Consider the following 20516-nt stretch of genomic DNA (forward strand, 5'->3'; position numbering starts at 1 on the left):
GGAAGGGGGCCGGTCATGCCGGCCCCCTTCTTCGTTCAAAAAAGGGGAACAAGATGAACTATCAGAACAAGTCCGTGGAGGCGGCACCAAGCCCGGAGACATCCTGGCTCGCAGCGCTGCTCGACCGCTACTTCCAGATTTCGCGGCTCGGCTCGACCATCCGCACCGAGATCCTCGCAGGACTCACCACCTTCCTCGCCGCCTCCTACGTCATCGTCGTCAATCCCTCGATCCTGGCGCATGCCGGCATTCCATTTTCGGCCGGCGTGACGGCGACGGTGCTCGTCAGCTTCATCGGCAGCTGCGCCATGGGGCTCTATGCGCGTAGCCCCATTCTGGTGGCGCCGGGCATGGGCATCAACGCGCTCTTTGCCTACACCATGGTGGTCGGCGCCAAGGTGCCGCTCGAGGTCGCGCTTGGCTGCGTCTTCTGGGCCGGCGTGCTCTTTACCGTCATGGCGTTCTTCAATCTGCGCCAGACGATCATCGAGGCGATCCCTGTCGATCTGCGCTATGGCATCGCCTGCGGTATCGGCCTCTTCATCGCGCTGATCGGCCTGGAAAACGCCAAGTTCATCGTCGCCAACCCCGACACGATCGTTGGTCTCACGCAGTTCAACCCGGTCACCCTCACCTTCATCGCCGGCTTCGTGCTCACGGTGGCGCTGGTGGTGCGGCGGGTTCCGGGCGCGATGATGGCCGGCATGATCCTCACCACTATTCTCTCGATCCCGATCGGTCGCTGGTGGGGCGACGGCAGCGCGTTTTGGCCGGAGACGCCGGATGTGCACACGCTGGTCAACTGGAGCGGTCTCTCCGCTGCACCGGATTTCAGCTTCGTCGGCCAGATCGATCTCCTGGGCGCACTGAACCTGATCTACCTGCCCTTCATCTTTGTCTTCCTGTTCACCAACTTCATCGAGGCGCTCTCGACCTTCCTTGGCCTCGCGGAAGCGGCAGACCTCAAGGATGAAAACGGCATGCCGCGCAACATCCGGGAATCGATGCATGTCGACGCCATCGCGGCACTGATTTCCGCACCGCTCGGCACCAGCCCGGCGACCGTCTATCTCGAATCCGGCGCCGGCATCCAGCAGGGTGGACGCACCGGTCTCGTCGCGCTGGTCGCGGGTCTGCTCTTCGTGCCCTTCCTGTTTTTGTCGCCGCTGCTTTCTCTGGTGCCGGCGGTTGCGACCGCCCCGGTGCTGATCCTCACCGGCCTCTTCATGTCCGAGCCTATCAGCAACATCCGCTGGAGCGCGCTCGACGAGGCGATCCCGGCCTTCCTTGCGATCGTATTGATCCCGCTCACCTTCTCGATCACGCTCGGCCTGTCGCTCGCGATCATCGCCTATGTGCTGATCAAGCTGGTCTGCGGCCGGGCTGGCGATGTAAGACCGGTCATGTGGTTCGTGGCACTGCTCGCCGCAGCGCTCGTCGCCCAGACCCAGTAACCGCCAGAAAATCCGACGGCGCCCTTAATGCAAGGGCGCCGACATCGCCCATCCGAAGGAAACAGTCATGCTTCAATCCTGGTCGAAGACCGCACCCGAACTGGTCGACGTCGCCATGGGCCGCAAGCCCGCCGATCTCGTGATCCGCAACGGCAAATGGGTCAACGTCTACTCCGGCGAAATCATCCCCGGCACCGATATCGCCGTCAAAGCCGGCCGCTTCGCCTATGTCGGTCCGGATGCCAGCCACACGATCGGCGAAGGCACCAAGGTCGTCGACGCCGCCGGGCGCTATCTTGTTCCCGGCCTCTGCGACGCGCACATGCATGTGGAGAGCGGCCTCGTCACCGTTACCGAATTTGCCCGCGCGGTCATTCCGCACGGCACCACCACCATGTTCATCGACCCGCACGAGATCGCCAATGTGCTCGGCCTCGACGGCGTCCGGCTGATGAACGAAGAAGCCCAGAGTCTGCCGATCAACGTGTTGGTCCAGGTACCGAGCTGCGTGCCGAGCGCCCCGGGTCTTGAAACTGCCGGCGCCGAGCTTTCAGCACAGGATGTCGCCGAGGCGCTTGCCTGGCCGAACGTCATCGGTCTCGGCGAGATGATGAATTTCCCCGGCGTTGCCGGAAACGATCCGAAGATGATGGCCGAGATCGCCGCCACCCAGGATGCGCGGCTGACCGTCGGCGGGCACTATGCCTCGCCGCATCTCGGCCGCGAGTTCCACGCCTATGCCGCCGGCGGACCGGCCGACGACCATGAAGGCACGACGGTCGACGACGCAATCGCCCGTGTGCGCCAGGGCATGCGCGCCATGTTGCGCCTCGGCTCCGCCTGGTACGACATTGCCGCGCAGATCAAGGCCGTCACCGAATCCGGCCTCGACCCGCGCAACTTCCTGCTCTGCACCGACGACAGCCACTCCGGCACGCTGGTTCACGACGGACACATGAACCGCGTCGTGCGCCATGCCATCGCTCAGGGTCTGAAACCCGTGACCGCGATCCAGATGGCGACGCTCAACACCGCCCAGCATTTCGGCCTGGAGCGCGAAATCGGCTCGATCGCACCGGGTCGCCGGGCAGACCTGATCGTCACCTCGGACCTCGCCGCGCTGCCGATCGAAATGGTGTTTGCCCGCGGCGAGCTGATGGCAGAGAACGGCACACTCGCGCGCGATATCCCGGCCTATGTCTACCCGGAAAGCGCCCGCAACACCGTCCACCTTGGCCGGTTACTGGCCGCCGCGGATTTCGACATCCCATCCAACGCACGGGCGACGCGCGCGCGGGTCAACGTCATCGGCGTCGTCGAGAACCAGGCGCCGACGCGGGCGCTTCAGGCCGAGGTGGCGATCGAGAACGGCCTCGTGCAGATGGACCGGGCCAACGACGTCTGCCAGATCGCGCTCGTCGAGCGCCACCGCGGCACCGGCGACGTGGTCAACGCCTTCGTCTCCGGCTTCGGCTATGACAGCGATTGCGCCATGGCGAGCACGGTCGCCCATGACAGCCACCATATGATCGTGGTCGGCACGAACAAGGCGGACATGGCCAAGGCCGCCAACCGCCTGCACGAGGTCGGCGGCGGCATCGTCGTCATCAAGGAAGGCCGCGAACTGGCCCTGGTCGAGCTGCCCGTCGCCGGCCTGATGTCGGATCAGCGAGCGGAGATCGTCGCCGAGAAAGCGGCCGCCATCGTCGAGGCCATGCGCGCCTGTGGCTGCCGGCTGAACAACGCCTATATGCAGCACTCGCTGCTTGCGCTCGTCGTCATTCCGGAACTGCGCATTTCCGACAAGGGCCTGATCGACGTCCGGACCTTCCAGAAGACCGACGTGATTCTGAGCACGCACTGAGCTTAATAGCGATTGGCCACCGGCAACCCGGTGGCCAACTCGCCCGTGGTTCTTAATTCCGGGTGATCGCGGGATGGGTCAAGCCACATAATCCCCTGAAAACTTCCTTTATGGTTAACCGAAACTTAAACGGAGCCCAACGGCCCCGTTGCCCGGGCGTATCTGCCGTTTGCTTAACCGCGACCGGCCGCAGTAGACGCCCGAAACCCTTGCTGATATGGCGTCCCACAATGGGACATGCGTATAGGCGGAGCTGAAACGCCCACAGCTGTTCCGCCCCAAATTGCATGCAATGATGGCAAATGATACAAGAGGAAGCTTATATACAACCGTGTGGGGCAAAGGATATCGAGCAGCGCTCGCCATGCTCCGAAGCGAGGTTTCCACAGGTAAGATCGCAGGCAGCCTATTGGCATTGACCCGGGCGGGCGACGCGGTAGCTTTGCAGAAGGACGAGCCGAACCGGAGCGCCGCTGGAGCGGGCTTTTATATTCTTCCGGCGCGTTCGAAACAGAGAGGGAAAGGCAAGCATGCCGGACACTGATGCAACCTTGTCTGCTTCAGCTTCAGTGCAGGATCCCGTTGCGGCTCATATGGACGAGGTTCTCTCGTTCTATGACGAGGCCTTTCATCTGACCAGCGCCTCGCCGGCGCTGCAGGAAACCTACGAAGTCGGCACGCTTGTCGATGCCACCCTGTGGCATCTCTATCCCGAACTGCTTGCGCCCGTTTCCAAGGCGGCGGTGGAATCCGTCATCGCTTACGGCGTGCCGCGCAGCGTCGAGGTGGTCGACGCCGCCACCAAGTCGCGGCGCACGCTGCTCGTCTTTCGCGCCATGCGCGGCATCGGCGTGCTCGAAACGAGCGGCCGCGCGACCCGCCGCGAGATCGGCAGCCATGGCGAAAGCGAACGCGCGCTGCTGTTGCACCAGGCGACCCACGACGTGCTGACGGGCCTGCCCAACCGGCGGCAGTTCAGCGACGACCTGCAGAGTATCCTGCCGACATCCGGCGAGAAGCTGGCGCTGATGCAGATCGACCTCGACGATTTCAAGCCGGTCAACGACACACTCGGCCACGGCGCCGGCGACGCCGTCCTCAAGATGGCGGCCGAGCGCATTCGCGGCGCCCTTCGCGACGGCGAAGTCGCCTATCGCCTGGCCGGCGACGAATTCGCCGTCATCCAGCGTCAAAGCGACCAGCCGGCGGACGCCGAGTATCTCGCCGAGGCACTGATCGAGGCGTTCAGCGAACCTTTCACCATCGATGGCATCTCCGTCTTCGTCGGCGCCAGCATCGGCATTGCCATTGCGCCGAACGACGGAAACGACATCGAGCAACTGATGAAGGCGGCGGACATTGCGCTCTATGCCGCCAAGAAGGATGGACGAGGCAGGGCAAAGACCTTCAGCCGTTCCATGCTGATCGTGCTGGAACAGCGCGAGATGCTGCGCCGCAGTCTGCGCACCGCGCTGCAGGACAAGCAGTTTTCAATCGAATACCAGCCACTCGTCGAGCCGCCATTTTCGATCGTCGGCTTCGAGGCGCTGGTGCGCTGGCATCATCCGCTGGTCGGCACGATCCCGCCCAACGTCTTCATCCCGATGGCGGAAGCCGACGGCCTGATGAACGAGATCGGCCAATGGGTCCTGGAGGAGGCCTGCCGGCAGGCTGCCACCTGGCCGTCGCATTTCACCGTCGCCGTCAACCTGTCGCCGGCGGAGTTCCTGCGCGAGGGCCTGACGGACCGGATCGCCCAGGCAATCGACATGGCGGGCTTGAGGGCCGACCGGCTGGAACTGGAAGTTACCGAATCGGTGCTGCTTGAACGCACGACCAACAATCTCGACACGCTGAACACCCTCAACGTGCTCGGCATCCAGATCTCGCTCGACGATTTCGGCACCTTCTATTCGTCGCTCAGCTACCTCAAGAACTTCCCCTTCGATACGATCAAGATCGACCGCTATTTCATCAAGGATCTGGAGAGCGACGAAAAGAGCCAGACGATCGTCCGGTCGATCATCGCCCTTGCCCACGGTCTCGGCATGCGCGTGACCGCCGAGGGCGTCGAGACGATCGGGCAGGCCGTCTGGCTTCGAAAAGAGGGTTGCGACCGTCTGCAGGGTTATTTCCTGGGCATGCCCATGCCGGCGGACGCGATCGGCGCCTATCTTCGCCGCTCATCGGCAATGGCGACGCTGTAGCCCCCCACATCTGTGCGTTGCGCCCGATATGGCGCGAGGCAATACCTGGGTTGTCTTCATGCAAGATCCCGGGGTTGCGTGGTTAGAAATCATTATAGAAAGTGGCGTATGGCCGTGGCAGAGTTCGGGGTGCGGAGGACATTGCTGCATGGGTGCTAGTGTCAATAAGACCACGGAAACGGCTTTCGAGCCGCTGCTTCAGTTCGATATGGAGATGGAAGATTTCCTTTCGGACTGGCACCATTGCGATCATGTCTCGAGCTACCTCGCCCGGATGATCAGCCACAACAGGACCGATCCGGTACGGCATTCCAACTTCTTTTCCTCCGCCCTCAACGAGCTTCTGGAGGTTTCGTTTCGCGGCGGCACCACCGACGGAAAGATCGGCCTGTCGATCTATCGCCAAGGCGCCACGGAACGGGTTCAACTGAGCTTTCCATGCCCACCTGGTCAGGCGCGCTTCTATCGCGAGGCTGTCTCGAAAACCCGTGAGAGCGATGCCCAGGCCCGCTATCTCGACGCCATTTCCAACGACCTTGCCCCCAGCCGGGAATCGGTGCTTCTGGACCTGGCGGTCAACTATGACGCCCGCCTCCGGCTTGACGAGGATGCGGCTCCGGCCATCACCCTGATCGTGGATCTTCCTCTTGAAGGAATGGTGAGTTGATGGCGGCGAGCCTTCCTCAGCGTTTCAAGGTCGACTTCGATCCGAACAGCCAGATCTTCTCGCTTGCCGGAACGATTCGGCCGCGTTCGATCGATGAAATCGCCGAGAGTATCCATGCGCTGAGGGAAGCCATCGATACGGTGCGCGGCGTTCTCTATATCGATGTGAAGCGCCTCATCCAGATGAACAACACGGCCTTCCAGGCCTTCATCCGGGTCGCCCTCGACGCCTGCCGGGAGCGGTCGGACCTGCGCCTGATCGTCATCACGTCAAGCGTCGTCAGCTGGACGACGCGCATGTTCCGGCACCTGAGCACGATCGAGCCGCAGATCTCCGTCGAGGTCTATGATTCGATGTTCTATCCTGGCCAGGACTACTTCGAGGATACGAGCTTCATCCCAATCCTGCGCGCGCAGACGAAATTGACCTGGCGCCACGAGCGCACCATCCTGCCGCGCCACGGCATGCGGCCCGGCATCGCCGTGGCCGACATCTGCTGCGGCATCGGCGATTTCGCCGTGCTCGCGCAGAAGGAGTTCCAGCCGTCGCGGATCGTCGCGCTCGACCACTCGAAGCCGAGCCTCGCCTATGCCCGAAAGGTGGCCGCCGAGTTCGGCGTGACGGGTATCGAATACACCTACGGCGACGCGTCGGAGATGCTGCTTGAGGACAACCAGTTCGACTTCGTGAGTTGCCGCCACTCGCTGCAGGTCTTCAATCAGCCGGAGCTGCTTCTCAAGGAACTCTATCGGATCGTGAAGCCGGGCGGCCGCGTCTACATCACCAACGAGAAGAACTCGCACTGCCTCGGCGAGCCGCGGGCGCAAAGCATCCAATGGACCTACAATGAGCTCGCGCGGCTTTTGAGCAATTTCGAGATAGATGTGGAGTTCGGGCCGAAGAGCCGGCGCTATCTTGCCGACACGGGCTTCGACGACATCCTGGTCGAATCCTTCATGGTCACCAATCTGGACGGTGACCCACAGGATTTCGCCGATATCATCGCCGGCTGGGAGAAGATGTTTGCGGACATGGCGGTGAGGCACGGCGAAACACCCGAATTCATCGAGCGGTTCCGCCAGGGCTTCCGGGATCACATCTTCGCTGCACTGCATCCGAAGGGCTATGCGGGCTGGCCGATCTGGGCAGCGTCCGGGCGCAAACCACTATGAGCGCGAGCAATATCAAACGCCCCCGGTTCGGTTTGAGATCCTTTCGCGCCAAGTTCGTGCTGGTCGTCGGCAGCGCCGTGCTCTTCGACCTCCTGCTGACAGGCGGGCTGGCGCTCTGGAACGTTCAAAGACTGTCGCGCGACGCGACGACGGAAGTCGGACAGGGCCTGCAAAACGCCAACGAAGACTACATGCTCACCTACGCGGAATCGACGGCCGCGCGGGTTAATCTTCTGCTCGGCCAGGTTCACGCCGACGTCGCCACGCTCGCGGGCGTAATCCAGGCGCAGATCGACCGCCCCGTGCGCCGGTCCGACGTCGGTGAGGCACTTGCGCGGCACGCACCGGAGTCCGTTACCGTCACTTACGATGCCAAAGGTGGGTGGGCGCAAAACCTTCCGGGGCCGCTCTCGAGCGTAAGCGTCTGGAGCTATCTCCTTGGCCCCGACCATCGGCCACTACCCGAGGTGCAGGCCGATATTGAGAACAGCGCCGTTCTCGATCTGGTTGCGCCCGCCCTGCTTGCGCACGGCCGCTCCAAACTGCAGATGTACTACGTCGGACCAAAAGAGCGGCCGATCTTGCGGATGGCGCCCTATGCGGATCAGGCGCAGACGTTCGACCGTCTCTACCCCGGCCATAACGAAGCCAACTTCTGGAACTTCTTCTTCCCCGGCCTCTATGAGTCCTGGGAGGAATGGGCGAAGCAACCGAGCCTCAGGCCCGTTGCAGCCGATACCACGCAAACGGCACCTTATACCGATGCCGCCTCGGGCAAACTGATCGTCAGCTTCTTCCAGCCACTCTGGACGCCCGACCGCAAAGGTGTCGCCGGAGCAACCGGAACCGATATCACGCTCGACCAGCTGGCCGAGGTTGTCGAAAGCGTCAAGGTCGGCGACAGCGGCTTCGGATTTCTGGTGATGTCCGACGGCAACGTGCTTGCCATCAATCCGGTCGGCGAAAAGGTGATCGGCCTGCGGCGGTCCAGCGACACGGGTGGACAAGGCGTCACCGGGTTGGAGCGCTCGCTGCGCCGCAGCGCCCAGCCCGCGATCGCAGAGCTGCCGCTTGGCACCGATGGCGCCATTCAGCGGGTGCTGCTCGATGAGGGTGGTGAGAAGGTCCCCTATCTCATTCTCCTCAAGCAGCTCGAGCCGGAGAACCTCTGGGTTTCCGGCCCGGTGCGCCGCGAGACCATGTCGATCGGCATCGTCGTGCCGGAGCGCGAAATCTATGCCTCGCTGTTTGCGGCACAGGCGAGTATCTCTGAAGCGACGAACCGCATCCTCATCTATCAGATCCTGGCCCTGCTCGCTTCGCTGCTGTTCGTCACGCTCGCCGTGTTCGGCATCTCCAAGCGGGTCACCCGCGGCATCAGCGCGCTCGCCGGAGCGGCAACCAGCATCGAGGCGAAGGACTACTCCGTCCGTGTGCCCATCACGACGCGCGACGAAGTCGGTGAAGCCGCTATCGCGTTCAATAGAATGGCTGAGGAGATCAGCTACCATACCGAGAACCTCGAAAACCTGGTGACCGAACGCACCAAGCAGCTCGAGGACGCCAACCATCAGATTTCGACGCTGAATACCCAACTGCGCAGCGAGAACCTGCGCCTTGGCGCCGAACTCGCCGTCGCCAAGCAGATCCAGATGATGGTGCTGCCGAAGGCCGGCGAGCTCGCGGAAATCGCCGATCTCGAAATCGCCGCCTATATGCGCCCGGCCGACGAGGTGGGCGGCGACTACTACGATGTGCTGCGCGACGGTGAGCGGCTGAAGATCGGCATCGGCGACGTGACCGGTCATGGCCTTGAAAGCGGCGTGCTGATGCTGATGGTGCAGTCGGTCGCAAGGGCCCTGCAGGAAGCCGGCGACATGGACCCGGAGCAGTTTCTCAACCGCCTCAACCGCGCCATCTACAAGAACATCGTGCGCACCAACACTGACAAGCATCTGTCGTTGGCCTTCCTCGACTACGACCACGGCCGCCTGACGCTGTCGGGGCAGCACGAGGAACTGATCGTCGTGCGCAAGGGTGCGGAAATCGAGCGGATCGACACGCTCGACCTCGGCCTGCCGATTGGCCTGGAATCGGACATTTCGCGCTTTGTTGCCACCCGCGAGATCTCGTTCGGCCGCGGCGACATGATCGTGCTGCATACGGACGGCGTGACCGAGGCAGCGAACGCCAAGGGCGAACTGTTTGGCATCGAGCGACTGTGCGAGAGTGCCGGAAAGTTTTACGGACAGAGCGCCGAGGACGTCAAATCGGGTATCATCAACGACCTGATGGCGCATATCGGCAAGCAGAAGATCTACGACGACATCACGCTCGTCGTCATGAGACACAGGTGATCAGATGACCACGCTCTACGGACTGGCGGACCTGACGATCGGCGCCCACCAGAAGATGACCCGGCTGCGTCTTTACGACGGGCCGCTGGATCTCAGCTGGAAGCATTGCGCCATGGCTTCGGATTTCGTCGCCGAACTGGCGGCGCTGCGCTATCGCGCGTCGCGCAACACCTATCGGGAAGTGCGCCACAACATCGGCTACCTCACCAACGAACTGGTCGAGAATGCCGTGAAGTTCCGCGCTTCCGGTTCCGTGGTCGTCGAGGCCGCCCTCGAGGGCCACAGCTTCCGCACGAAAGTGTCGAACGTGATCGACAACGAAGCGGCTGCGCGCTTCCAGGATCTTTTGTCCGAGATCGCCGACGGCGACCCGGGCGACCTGCTCATCGAGCGCATCGAAGCCAACGCAACCGGGCTCGGCAAGAGCGGCTCGGGGCTTGGTCTTTTGACGCTGATGAGCGATTATGGCGTTCGTTTCGCTTGGGTTTTTGGCGCCCAGGGTGACGACGGCGAAACCTCATTGGAGACTTATGCCTCCATTGCGGTCCCAGACCTCTCGAACTGATGAGCCGGTGAACATGGAAAACAAGGACGAAGAAGAGTATCGCGTTTGGTCCGAAGGCAACGATATTCATTTTGAAGGCACGATGCGGCTGCCGGGAACGGAGGCCTATGCCCCGATCTTCTCGACGGTGATGGGCGTTCTGGAGACCGAGCCTGAGCACATCACGATCGACCTCACCGAACTGCAGTTCCTGAACTCGTCCGGGATCAACCTGCTCGCCAAGCTGACGATCGAGGCACGCAACCGCCCGAACGTGCAATTGACGGTGCGCGGAACCTCTGAGATCCCGTGGCAGTCGAAATCGCTGCCGAACCTCAAGAAGCTGCATCCCGGCCTCGATCTCAGGCTCAACTGAGATCACGCGGTGCCGGGACTGGATTCCCGTAGCTAAAGCCTGAGTATCGCGCGCCGACCGGCGCGCGACCGCGATTCCGCGCGCCAGCCACCGACAAATCCTGTCGCCGAAACCGGCCTCACGACGCTTCGACGCCTTCTTCATTCCCCGTCGTCACGCTTGACTCTGCGAACGCCTCACCCTATTGATCAAATCATCTGATGACTTGATGAGCAGACAATGCAACCGATCAATCGTACCAACCTTGCCGAGAGCGCTGCCGAAAGCCTGCGGGCGGAAATCCTCAGCGGCCGCTGGGCTATCGGCGAACGCATTCCCAACGAGACGGCGCTGACCGAGCTTCTGGCGGTGAGCCGCGGAACCGTGCGCGAGGCCGTTCGGGTCCTGATCTCGAAGGGGCTGCTCGACGCCCGCCAGGGCTCCGGCACCTATGTCCGCTCGACGGTCGATAGCTCGGGCGCGCTTGACCGCGTCAAGCGGGCGAGCCTGCGCGACCAATGGGAGGCGCGCGCGGCCCTCGACGTGGAAGCCGCACGCCTGGCGGCGCTGCGACATTCGCCCAAGGATCTGGAACATATGAAGCGCCTTCTTCTCGCCCGCGGCACGGTTTCCGATGGCGGGCGTGAGGCCTTCGGACGGCGCGACATCGCCTTTCATCGGTCGATCGTCGAGGCCTCCGGCAACAGGGCCATCGTCGAGCTCTATGACTTTTTCACTTCGGCCATTCTTGAAACCATTCACTCGACGCTGTCAGGCGACCTGCCGGAGCCGGACGACCGGGCGCATGCGGCGATCGTCGAGGCCATTGCGGCCAGTGATCCGGACAAGGCCGCGGCCGCCGTTCGGGCGTTCATGGCCCCCGTCCTCGCTGAACTTGATCGGCTACTTTCCCAATGAACCAGACTTTTCGTGATCCCCACAAAGCCGAAGCCGCCGAACCGCTGGACATCGAAGACCAGCTTATCGATGCCGAGGCCGACAGCCTGCCGGCACCGCAACCACCGGTGCTGAGCCGCAGCGCCCGCATCCTGCTGGGCGCCAGCCTCGTGCTCATCGCTTTTAACCTCAGGCCGCTGTTTTCAAGTCTCTCGGTGCTGCTGCCCGAGGTGATGCAGGCGACCGGCCTTTCCACCGCCAGCGCCAGCGTGCTCACCACCCTGCCGGTGCTCTGCCTCGGCCTTTTCGCGCCGCTTGCGCCGAAGCTCGCCCAACGCTTTGGTGCCGAACGCACGCTTCTCGGGGTGCTCGTCCTGCTGACGCTCGGCACGGGTCTGCGCGGCGTTCAGTCCGTGCCGCTGCTTTTCCTTTCGACATTTGCGGCAGGTGCGGCGATCGCAATCGGCAACGTGCTGCTTCCCGGGCTCGTCAAGCGTGACTTTCCCGACCGCGCCGCGATGATGACGGGCCTTTATACCATGGCGCTGTGCGCCGGTGCTGCCAGCGCCGCCGGCCTGACGCTGACGATCGAACACCATGTGGTCGGCTCCTGGTCAGGCGCGCTCGCGGCCTGGGCGGTACCCGCCCTCATCGTGCTGATGATCTGGGCACCGCAGGCGCTGCGCGGCAAGGCGCAAGCCCGCCACAGCGGCTTCCGCGTCGTCGGCCTCTGGCGCGATCGGCTCGCCTGGCAGGTGACGCTCTTCATGGGTCTGCAATCCGCACTCGCCTATTGCGTCTTCGGCTGGATGGCGCCGATCCTGCGTGAGCGTGGCCTAGATGCCGCAACTGCCGGTGTGGTCGTCTCCGCCTCGATCATGATGCAGGTCGTCACCTGCCTGCTCGTGCCATCCTTCGCCGTAAGGCGCCGCGACCAGCGCGCCGTCTGCGTGGCGCTCGTCGCCGCCGCCGTCATCGCGCTGATCGGCATCCTTTTCGCGCCGCTCTCGACGGTGCTCGTCTGGGCTGTTCTGCAAGGGATCGGACAGGGCGGCCTGATTGCTGCGGCGATGACCCTCATTGTGCTGCGCTCGCCCGATTCGCACGTGGCGGCCCATCTCTCCGGCATGGCCCAGGGCGTCGGCTACGTGCTTGCCGCCATCGGCCCCCTGCTTGTCGGCTTCATCCGCAGCTGGACCGGCAGCTTCGCCGCCAGCGCCGTTCTCTTCATCGCGCTCGGCATCGGCGTGGCGATCATGGGTCTGGGCGCCGGCCGGGCGCTGCATGTCGGCGCACGAACCGTCCGGATAGACGACCGCTAAGACGGACGCGGATCAGCGCCTGCAATGATCCAAAGGTCCCCTTCCCAGGCGGAGCCCTTTCTCTCGCTGTCAGCACGCTCGCATCAGGCCGCGGCCACCGCCGCCTGGTAGCGCGGCGCCGGCCGGAAGGTGAGCGCGATCAGGAACGCGCCGAGGCCGATGCCCCAGGAACCGATGTAAAGCCAGGTGTAGCTTGCCAGCGCATCATAGATCAGGCCCCCGGCAATCGGTCCCGTCGCCATGCCAAGGCTGCCAGCCATGGCCGTACCGCCGATCACCGTCCCCATCATCCGCAAGGGGAAATTCTCGCGGGCAAGCACCGCATAGAGCGGCATGACGCCCGCATAGATGAAGCCGAACAGGGCGGCGACCGCATAGAACGAGCCGAGCCCGGCGGCAAAGACATAGGCAAGCGCGCCGAAGGCCTGGGCCAGAAGTCCAAGAACGAGCACACGTTTGGCCCCGAAACGGTCGCCGAGCAGACCGAAGACGACGCGGCCGCCCATGCCGGCAAGACCCTCGACGCTGTAGATCGACACGGCCGCCATGACCGGAATGCCGCAGGTGATCGCGTAGCTCACCGTGTGGAAGATCGGGCCGGAATGGGTGGCGCAGCAGAAGAAGTTGGTCAGAAGCAGGATGATGAAGAGCGGCGATTTCAGCACCTGGCTGGTCGTCATCGACGAATGGGGCTCTTCCTCGGGCGAGGCCGCGGCAGCACCGTCGGCAAGTGCCGGCGCCTGGCGAACGAGAAACGAGACCGGGATCATGATGACGGCAACGACCAGCGCGATGATCTGCAGAGCGGTTCTCCAGTCGTAGGCGGATACCAGCCAGGCGGCAAAGGGCGACATCGTCATCGGCGCCATGCCCATACCGGCCGAGACGAGCGAGACCGCGAGGCTGCGATGCGTATCGAACCAGCCGGTAACGCAAGCCATCATCGGCGCGAAGATCGCCGCCGTCGCGGTGCCGACCACGACACCGAAAAGGATTTGGAAGGCGATCAGCGAGGTCGTCCAGCTCGCTGCCATGAGGCTGACGGCCAAGAGCACCGAGCCGATGAGCACGATCGGACGCGCGCCCCATCGGTCGGAAAGGCTGCCCCAAGCGATGCTGGCAAATGCCATGGCCAGGAAGCCGATGGTCATGGCGCTCGAAACGCCTGTCACCGACCAGCCGGTGTCGCGCGAAATCGGCAGCAGGAACACCGGAAGCGAAAACATGGCGCCGATCGCCAGGCAGCCGAGCAGCCCGCCCGCCGCCACGATGACCCAACGGTAATGCAAATTGGTCATTGCAAATCTCCTTAAATCCGCCCGGCCGGACGTCCGGCCACGCCGAAAAATTGTGCAACCTGATCGCGCGACGGACCGTGCCTGGGACATCCCCTCGCCCGCCCGATTGAAAGACGCTCACGCCGGTGCCAAGCCGACAGGAGCTTCGAAAGAATTTCATAATAGGTGCAGATTCACATTCGATGCAGCCTTGAAGGCATGCGCCCGACTGTTTCCGCTTGATTGTGCGACGAAGCTTCTTTCTGTTGTCCGTTGCCACCTGAGAGATAGATAAAGGCTGGAACACGGCTTGCGGGAGTGACAAGTGTGACGGGATTTCGATGGATTCGCTGATCACCGCCGCGGCGCGAGCACTGGCGTCGGGCGACCCGCTCGGCGCGCTGAAGCGGGTGGCGCTACGCGACGATCCGCCGGCACTGGCGCTGCGCGGCATCGCCATGGCCCAGCTTGGAGACTTCACCCGCGCAAAGGTCCTGCTGAAGAACGCCGCGCGCGCCTTCGGCACGAAGGAAGCGGTGGCGCGGGCGCGGTGCATCGTCGCCGAGGCAGAGATCGCCATCGTCTCCCGTGATCTTTCCTGGCCGATGCGGGCGCTCGACGCCGCCCGCTCGACGCTCGAAACCCATGGCGACCACCTCAACGCCGCCCACGCCCGCAATCTCGGGGCACGGCGCCTGCTCTTGATCGGCCGTCTGGACGAGGCCGAGAACTTGCTTGCCGATATCGATACGGCGCGGCTGACACCGCTGTCGAAAGCCGCCCACGACCTGGCGCTCGCCGGCATCGCCGTGCGCCGGTTGCGAACCGAGGCCGCCACCGCCGCCTTCGGGCGGGCGGGCGAAGCGGCACGGGCGACCGGCATTCCGGCCCTGATCTTGGAAGTTGAAAACGCGGCCGCCGTGCTTAAAGCGCCGGCTGCCCGCCTCATGGCGGATGGGGAAGAGCGCTCGCTGCTGCTTGGCGAGGTCGAAGAGCTGCTTGCTTCCGGCGCCCTCGTCATCGACGCCTGCCGGAACCTCGTCCGAAGACAAGCGACCTTGTGCACGCTTGCCACTCGGCCGGTGCTCTTTGCGCTGGCGCGCGCGCTGGGCGAAGCCTGGCCGGGAGACGTCTCAAGGCGAACCTTGCTCGCCCGGGCCTTCGGCGCACGACATGTCGACGAATCCCACCGGGCAAGGCTGCGTGTCGAAATCGGCCGGCTGCGCGAGGAACTGCGCCCGCTTGCGGATATCACGGCGACGAGCGATGGCTTCCGGCTGGTGCCGCACGGCAAGCACACGGTCGTCGTCCTTGCCCCGCCGGTCGACGAGCGACATGCGACGATGCGGGCGCTGCTGGCGGACGGCGAGGCCTGGTCAAGTTCGGCGCTCGCAATCGCGCTCGACGCCAGCGCGCGCACCGTGCAGCGGGCGCTCGAAGAGCTCGCCTCGCAAGGCAAGGTTATGCCGATCGGGCGCGGGCGGGCACGGCGCTGGGTCGTGCCGCCGATTGCCGCATTCCCGACAGTGTTGTTACTCCCTGGCCCTTTGCCAAACGAATAGGATCAGACCCATGAAAAGATCCGAAGCCGAAATCATCCAGATATATGGCCCGTTCCCCGGGGCAGACCAGGTCCATGGCGTCACCTTCGACGGCCGGAACGTATGGTTCGCCGCCGGTGACACGATCAACGCCTTCGACCCGGAAAACGGTGCGCCCGTCCGCTCGATCGACGTCGCCGCGCATGCCGGTACGGCGTTTGACGGCAAGCACCTCTTCCAGATCGCCGAAGATCGCATCCAGAAGATCGATCCGGAAACCGGGAAAATTCTCGCGACAATCCCGGCGCCAGGCGGTGGCGGCGATTCCGGCCTTGCCTGGGCCGAGGGCACGCTTTGGGTTGGGCAGCATCGGGGCCGCAAAATTCATCAGATCGATCCCGAGAACGGCGCAATCCTGCGCACGATCGAATCCAAGCGCGTCGTGACCGGGGTGACCTGGGTCGATGGCGAACTCTGGCACGGCACCTGGGAGGGTGACGAAAGCGATATCAGGCGCATCGATCCGCAAACGGGAGCGGTGCTCGAAACGGTCGCCATGCCGACCGGAATGGGCGTATCGGGCCTGGAGTCCGATGGCGGCGAGCGCTTCTTCTGTGGCGGCGGCCCGAGCGGCGTCGTCCGGGCCGTTCGCCGGCCGAAGCGGGCGCGCTGAAGACACTGACGATGAATTCCTGGCAACCGGCGCGGCTGCGCGCCGCTGTCGGTGCGGCGCCGGCACTACAGCGCCGCGCGCCTTTGAGGCGCATAGAGGGCGCTGTAGCGCTTCGAAGCGCTGCATGTTCCGTCCGCACAACCGGCGATGAATAGGGAACCATGCAGTAGCGTTGTCCCGGCACGGTCCGCAATACCCGGACACCGCGGACCGTGCCCGAGCTTTAGGCCTTAATGAAGGCGAGCAGGTCGGGATTGATGACATCGGCATGGGTTGTCAACATGCCATGTGGATAACCCTCATAGACCTTGAGCGTGCCGTTCTTCAGCAGCTTCACCGCCAGTCGCGCGCTGTCGTCGATCGGCACGATCTGGTCGTCGTCGCCGTGCATGACCAGCGTCGGCACGTCGATCGCCTTCAAGTCTTCGGTGAAGTCGGTTTCGGAGAAGGCCTTGATGCCTTCGTAATGGGCCTTGGCGCTGCCCATCATGCCCTGACGCCACCAGTTGCGGACGACGCCTTCCGATACTTCGGCACCCGGGCGGTTGTAGCCGTAGAACGGGCCGGCCGGAACGTCGAGGAAGAACTGGGCGCGGTTGGCAGCAAGCGCCGCCCGGAAACCGTCGAACACCTCGATCGGCAGGCCGCCCGGATTGTTTTCGGTCTTGACCATGATCGGCGGCACGGCGCCGACGATGATCAGCTTGGAAACCCGGCCGCCGCCGTGGCGCGCCACGTAAGCCACCGCTTCGCCGCCACCGGTGGAGTGACCGATGTGGATTGCATCGCTGAGGCCGAGCTTGGTGGTCAGCGCCGCAACATCCTTCGCGTAGTGTGCAATGTCGTGTCCCTCGCTCACCTGCGTCGAACGGCCATGGCCGCGGCGGTCATGGGCGATGACCCGGTAGCCCTTGCTGACGAAATAGAGCATCTGCGAATCCCAATCGTCCGCCGACAGGGGCCAGCCATGGTGAAAGACGATGGGCTGGCCCGAGCCCCAATCCTTGTAGAAGATATCGACGCCGTCTTCAGTCCTGACGAAGTTCTCGGTCATGGGAACGGTTCCTTTGTTTGGGTTGGGTGTATGTCTTCGAGATGTGGCCCCGGCGCGAGATCCGCGCCGGGACGTGCGGTCCGCGTCAACCGAGATGGGGGTGGTTGATCGCGAGAAAGTGGTTGACGACCGGCGCGGCCGGCCCCTTGTGGTAGCGGCGGACATCGTCCTGAATGTCGGCATCGGCCTTCGACACGCGCTTGTGCTGGCGCAGATGCTCTGCCCAGGATTCGACCATAAACCATTCGACCAGCCGTCCGGGATCGGCCGCGTCCTCGGTCACGCCCCAGCCATAGGCGCCGTCGCGCCGCCGCTCGTGCGACAGGCGGGCGAGCGCCTTCAGGAACTCGGACCGATCCGCCTTGTCGATCGTATATTCGATCAGGACGAGAACCGGTCCGCGGTCGTGTTCGACCGGCTCGCTGGTCAGGGGCTCCGGCCAATGATTGGAAGGAATGAGATCCGCCTCACCTTTCGGCAGCTTCATGGCGTGGAAGGCGAAGCCGACTGAGAGAAGGCCGATGGCCGCCACGGCGAGCGTGAAGGGCACGCCGATCGCCGAGGCGGTCGCGCCCCAGGCAAGGCTCCCGCCGGTCATCGCGCCGTTGAAGACGGTCAGATAGACGGCGAGCGTGCGTCCGCGCACCCAGTTGGGCAGGATCGCTTGCGCGGTGCTGTTCAGCGTCGTCAACGCCGTGATCCAGGCCGCACCACAGACGAGCAGCGCCGCCACCGCCACCCATTGCGCCGGCGCGAAGGAAAGCACGCCCATGACGGCGGCGGTCAGGACCGCGGACAAAAGCAGCAATCCGTCGGCATCCATCCGGGCCCGCAAGCGCGGCATCACCAGCGCGCCGCCGATCGCGCCGGCGCCGACGGCGCCGAGCAGGATGCCGTAGAAGCTGGCGCCGCCGCCGAGAAGCTGGCGGGCGACCAGCGGCAGCAGCGCCCAGATCGCACTTGAAAAAGCGAAGAACACGGCTGCACGCAAAAGCACCACATGCAGCTCGCGGCTGGCGCGCGCATAGCGCAGGCCGGCCCGGAAGGCGCCGAGGAAGCGCTCGGCGAGCGCGTCGTCCTCCGGCACCTGCCGCCGCCACCAGACCAATGCGGCAACGACGAAGACATAGCTGATGACATCGACGCCATAGGTGACGGCCGCGCCAAACCATGCAAGCAGCAGGCCGCCAAGCGCCGGGCCGATCGCGCGGGAGATGTTGATGCCGAGCGAGTTCAGCGCGACCGCGCCCTTGACGTCCGGTCGCGACACGAGCTCCGGCACGATCGCCTGCCAGGTGGGGGCAACCAGCGCTGCGCCGATGCCACCGACAAAGGTAAGCGCAATCAGCGAGGTCACCGACTGCAGCCCGCTTGCAGAGAGGAACAACAGGCAGAGGCTCGCGGATGCGAGCAGGAACTGCACGACGATCAGGAATTTGCGTCGGTCGAGAATATCGGAGAGCACGCCGGCGGGAATGGCGAGCAGGAAGATCGGCAGCGTCGCGGCCGCCTGGATCATCGAGACGGCGGCGGGCGTTGCCGACAGGTCGGTGACGAGCCAGGAGCTCGCGACATCGCGGATGAAGCTGCCGGTGTTGCCGATGATCGTCGCCACCCAGAGCACGGCGAAGACCTTCTGGCGCAAGGGCGCGAAAGTGCCGGCGTTGTTGGTCGCTGCCTGCGTCATTGGCCGCCCCTCTCCGTGGATGCACGTTCGCGCAGATCATAAACTGCAACGAGCACGAATGCGCCGGCAAGGCCGATATGTTCGAAGAAACCGTTTGTCGCCATCGCGCGCTCCATGCCGGGCGGCAGTTCCCAGAAGCGGAATGCGAGCAAGGTGGCGGCGAGGGTGAAGGCCGCAAGCGCGCCTGCCGCCGCCCAGCGGTAGAAGCCTGAGAGAACGAGAGCCGACATCGCAAGCTCAAACACGATGACGCCGACAGCAAAGAGCGGTGCCGGATAGAGGCCGAAATGCTCCATCTCGGCAAGCGCGCCCGGGAAGTCGAAAATTTTCGTCAAGGGTCCCTGGATATAGGCCGAGCAGAGCGCCAGCAAGCCGACGAATATGACACGGTTGCCGGTAAGGCCCGGCCGGAGGCGAGCGGCGAGACGGTTTTCGAGGGAAGAGAGGCTCAATCTTTCGTTTCCTTGTCAGGCGGTCTTCGGCTTGATGGGCGGCAAAGCCGCCGTCATCGATTTTTCGGCCATTTCAAAGCGGTGACCGCGCTCTGGGATATGCCTTGGTAGTAGGCTCCATGCTTCGCCGGCGGATGGTTCACCACGACTTTCGCCGAGAGGTGCCGGACGCCCTCAGTCGGCGAGGCCGAGGCCTGCTCCGATCCGAGCGATGCGTTGAGCAAGATTGAGACCGCGGCCATCGCGACGGCGCCGGCTTTCGTGCGCATTCTGCGTTTCCCTTCCGCTATCGTCACACCGCCCAACAGGAGCATCCAAGCGCGCCGAAGAAACCCTTAAGGTCGGCGATCGGCAGTTTCGACGTCCAGGCGCCGGCATGATCGTGGCCATGGACGCCGCAATCGCTGGCGCAGCCGCACGACGTGATCGCGGTGCGCCGGAGCGAGCGCTTTCCGGCGCCCTCGGGCTCACCCCAGGCGGCATAACCGCCGAAGGTGCGGACCGGCGACCAGTCGGGCATTGCCGGCGGCACCTTGTTCTCGTCGTGAGAGGCAAATTCGCCGGCCGCATAGACGATCTTGCCGCCGACCATCGTGAGCTCTGACGTGAGGAAGGAAATCTCGTCCTCGGCGCAGTTGAAAAAATCCTTGTTCGGCACGATGAGGTCGGCGAACTGCCCTTTCTCAATCCGGCCTTTCTTGCCTTCCTCGTTTGAAAACCACTGCACCTTCTCGGTCCACATCCGAAGCGCCGTCTCGCGATCGAGGCAGTTGGCGCGCGGGTAGAGCTGCAGGCCGCCGACAGTCTTGCCGGTCACCATCCACGACAGCGAAACCCAGGGGTTGTAGGATGCGACGCGGGTCGCATCGGTGCCGGCGGAGACGTTGACGCCCTTTGCCAGCATCTTGGCCACCGGCGGCGTCGCTTCAGCGACACCATGGCCGTAGCGCTCGACGAAGTACTCGCCCTGATAGGCCATGCGGTGCTGCACGG

18 protein-coding genes are annotated in these 20516 nt (G+C 64.0%); 12 read left to right on the forward strand and 6 right to left on the reverse strand.

Annotated elements, in window-relative coordinates; translation table 11 throughout:
* Positions 1-53 precede the first annotated feature (53 nt).
* The 10 genes from IB262_RS28410 to IB262_RS28455 all read left to right on the forward strand — a co-directional run bounded on the left by IB262_RS28410 (position 54) and on the right by IB262_RS28455 (position 12839).
* Positions 54-1454, forward strand: a complete 1401-nt coding sequence (locus tag IB262_RS28410) for an NCS2 family permease (protein ID WP_034790254.1) — start codon at positions 54-56, stop codon at positions 1452-1454.
* Positions 1455-1521: 67 nt separating this feature from the next.
* Positions 1522-3318 (forward strand): adenine deaminase, encoded by a 1797-nt coding sequence (gene ade / locus IB262_RS28415; protein ID WP_034790256.1) that lies wholly within the window; start codon positions 1522-1524, stop codon positions 3316-3318.
* A gap of 530 nt (positions 3319-3848) precedes the next feature.
* Positions 3849-5525 carry an EAL domain-containing protein gene (locus IB262_RS28420; RefSeq protein ID WP_034790258.1) on the forward strand — a complete coding sequence of 559 codons (1677 nt, stop codon included), beginning with the start codon at positions 3849-3851 and terminating at the stop codon, positions 5523-5525.
* A 148-nt stretch (positions 5526-5673) separates the two neighbouring features.
* On the forward strand, positions 5674-6192 hold the full coding sequence (locus IB262_RS28425) for a hypothetical protein (RefSeq protein WP_034790260.1): 519 nt from the start codon (positions 5674-5676) through the stop codon (positions 6190-6192).
* Complete coding sequence (locus tag IB262_RS28430; RefSeq protein ID WP_034790262.1) at positions 6192-7364, forward strand: class I SAM-dependent methyltransferase; 1173 nt, start codon at positions 6192-6194, stop codon at positions 7362-7364. Before IB262_RS28425 ends, IB262_RS28430 begins: the two co-directional genes overlap by 1 nt.
* A complete protein-coding gene (locus IB262_RS28435; RefSeq protein ID WP_034790264.1) occupies positions 7361-9721 on the forward strand; it encodes a SpoIIE family protein phosphatase in 2361 nt (786 codons plus the stop codon). The genes IB262_RS28430 and IB262_RS28435 overlap by 4 nt, the downstream gene beginning before the upstream one ends.
* Before the next feature lie 4 nt (positions 9722-9725).
* Positions 9726-10286, forward strand: a complete 561-nt coding sequence (locus IB262_RS28440) for an ATP-binding protein (protein WP_034790266.1) — start codon at positions 9726-9728, stop codon at positions 10284-10286.
* A gap of 13 nt (positions 10287-10299) precedes the next feature.
* Positions 10300-10641 (forward strand): STAS domain-containing protein, encoded by a 342-nt coding sequence (locus tag IB262_RS28445; RefSeq protein WP_034790268.1) that lies wholly within the window; start codon positions 10300-10302, stop codon positions 10639-10641.
* 219 nt (positions 10642-10860) lie between these two features.
* Positions 10861-11538 (forward strand): FadR/GntR family transcriptional regulator, encoded by a 678-nt coding sequence (locus tag IB262_RS28450; protein WP_034790270.1) that lies wholly within the window; start codon positions 10861-10863, stop codon positions 11536-11538.
* Positions 11535-12839: a CynX/NimT family MFS transporter gene (locus IB262_RS28455; RefSeq protein WP_051659188.1), complete on the forward strand. Its 1305-nt coding sequence runs from the start codon at positions 11535-11537 to the stop codon at positions 12837-12839. Before IB262_RS28450 ends, IB262_RS28455 begins: the two co-directional genes overlap by 4 nt.
* 83 nt (positions 12840-12922) lie before the next feature.
* Here IB262_RS28455 and IB262_RS28460 read toward each other — a convergent pair whose 3' ends face one another.
* Positions 12923-14137 carry an MFS transporter gene (locus IB262_RS28460; RefSeq protein WP_034790272.1) on the reverse strand — a complete coding sequence of 405 codons (1215 nt, stop codon included), beginning with the start codon at positions 14135-14137 and terminating at the stop codon, positions 12923-12925.
* 320 nt (positions 14138-14457) lie between these two features.
* Here IB262_RS28460 and IB262_RS28465 point away from each other — a divergent pair, with 320 nt between their 5' ends.
* Positions 14458-15678 (forward strand): hypothetical protein, encoded by a 1221-nt coding sequence (locus tag IB262_RS28465; RefSeq protein ID WP_034790274.1) that lies wholly within the window; start codon positions 14458-14460, stop codon positions 15676-15678.
* Positions 15679-15688: 10 nt separating this feature from the next.
* A complete protein-coding gene (locus IB262_RS28470; protein ID WP_034790276.1) occupies positions 15689-16330 on the forward strand; it encodes a PQQ-binding-like beta-propeller repeat protein in 642 nt (213 codons plus the stop codon).
* Between the two features lie 223 nt (positions 16331-16553).
* On the opposite strand, the gene IB262_RS28475 is transcribed toward IB262_RS28470, so the two are convergent.
* The 5 genes from IB262_RS28475 to IB262_RS28495 all read right to left on the reverse strand — a co-directional run.
* Complete coding sequence (locus tag IB262_RS28475; RefSeq protein ID WP_034790278.1) at positions 16554-17384, reverse strand: alpha/beta hydrolase; 831 nt, start codon at positions 17382-17384, stop codon at positions 16554-16556.
* 85 nt (positions 17385-17469) lie between these two features.
* Positions 17470-19071, reverse strand: coding sequence for an MFS transporter (locus tag IB262_RS28480; RefSeq protein WP_034790280.1), 1602 nt, complete (start codon positions 19069-19071; stop codon positions 17470-17472).
* Positions 19068-19523, reverse strand: a complete 456-nt coding sequence (locus IB262_RS28485) for a DoxX family protein (protein ID WP_034790282.1) — start codon at positions 19521-19523, stop codon at positions 19068-19070. Before IB262_RS28485 ends, IB262_RS28480 begins: the two co-directional genes overlap by 4 nt.
* A 53-nt stretch (positions 19524-19576) precedes the next feature.
* The gene (locus tag IB262_RS28490) at positions 19577-19792 is read right to left on the reverse strand and encodes a hypothetical protein (RefSeq protein WP_034790285.1); all 216 of its coding nucleotides are present in this window, start codon (positions 19790-19792) and stop codon (positions 19577-19579) included.
* A 23-nt stretch (positions 19793-19815) separates the two neighbouring features.
* On the reverse strand, positions 19816-20516 hold a 701-nt coding region (locus IB262_RS28495; protein ID WP_192494012.1), incomplete at its 5' end, for an amidohydrolase family protein.

The sequence above is a fragment of the Ensifer sp. ENS02 genome, assembly GCF_014851885.1.
Lineage (GTDB): Bacteria > Pseudomonadota > Alphaproteobacteria > Rhizobiales > Rhizobiaceae > Ensifer > Ensifer adhaerens.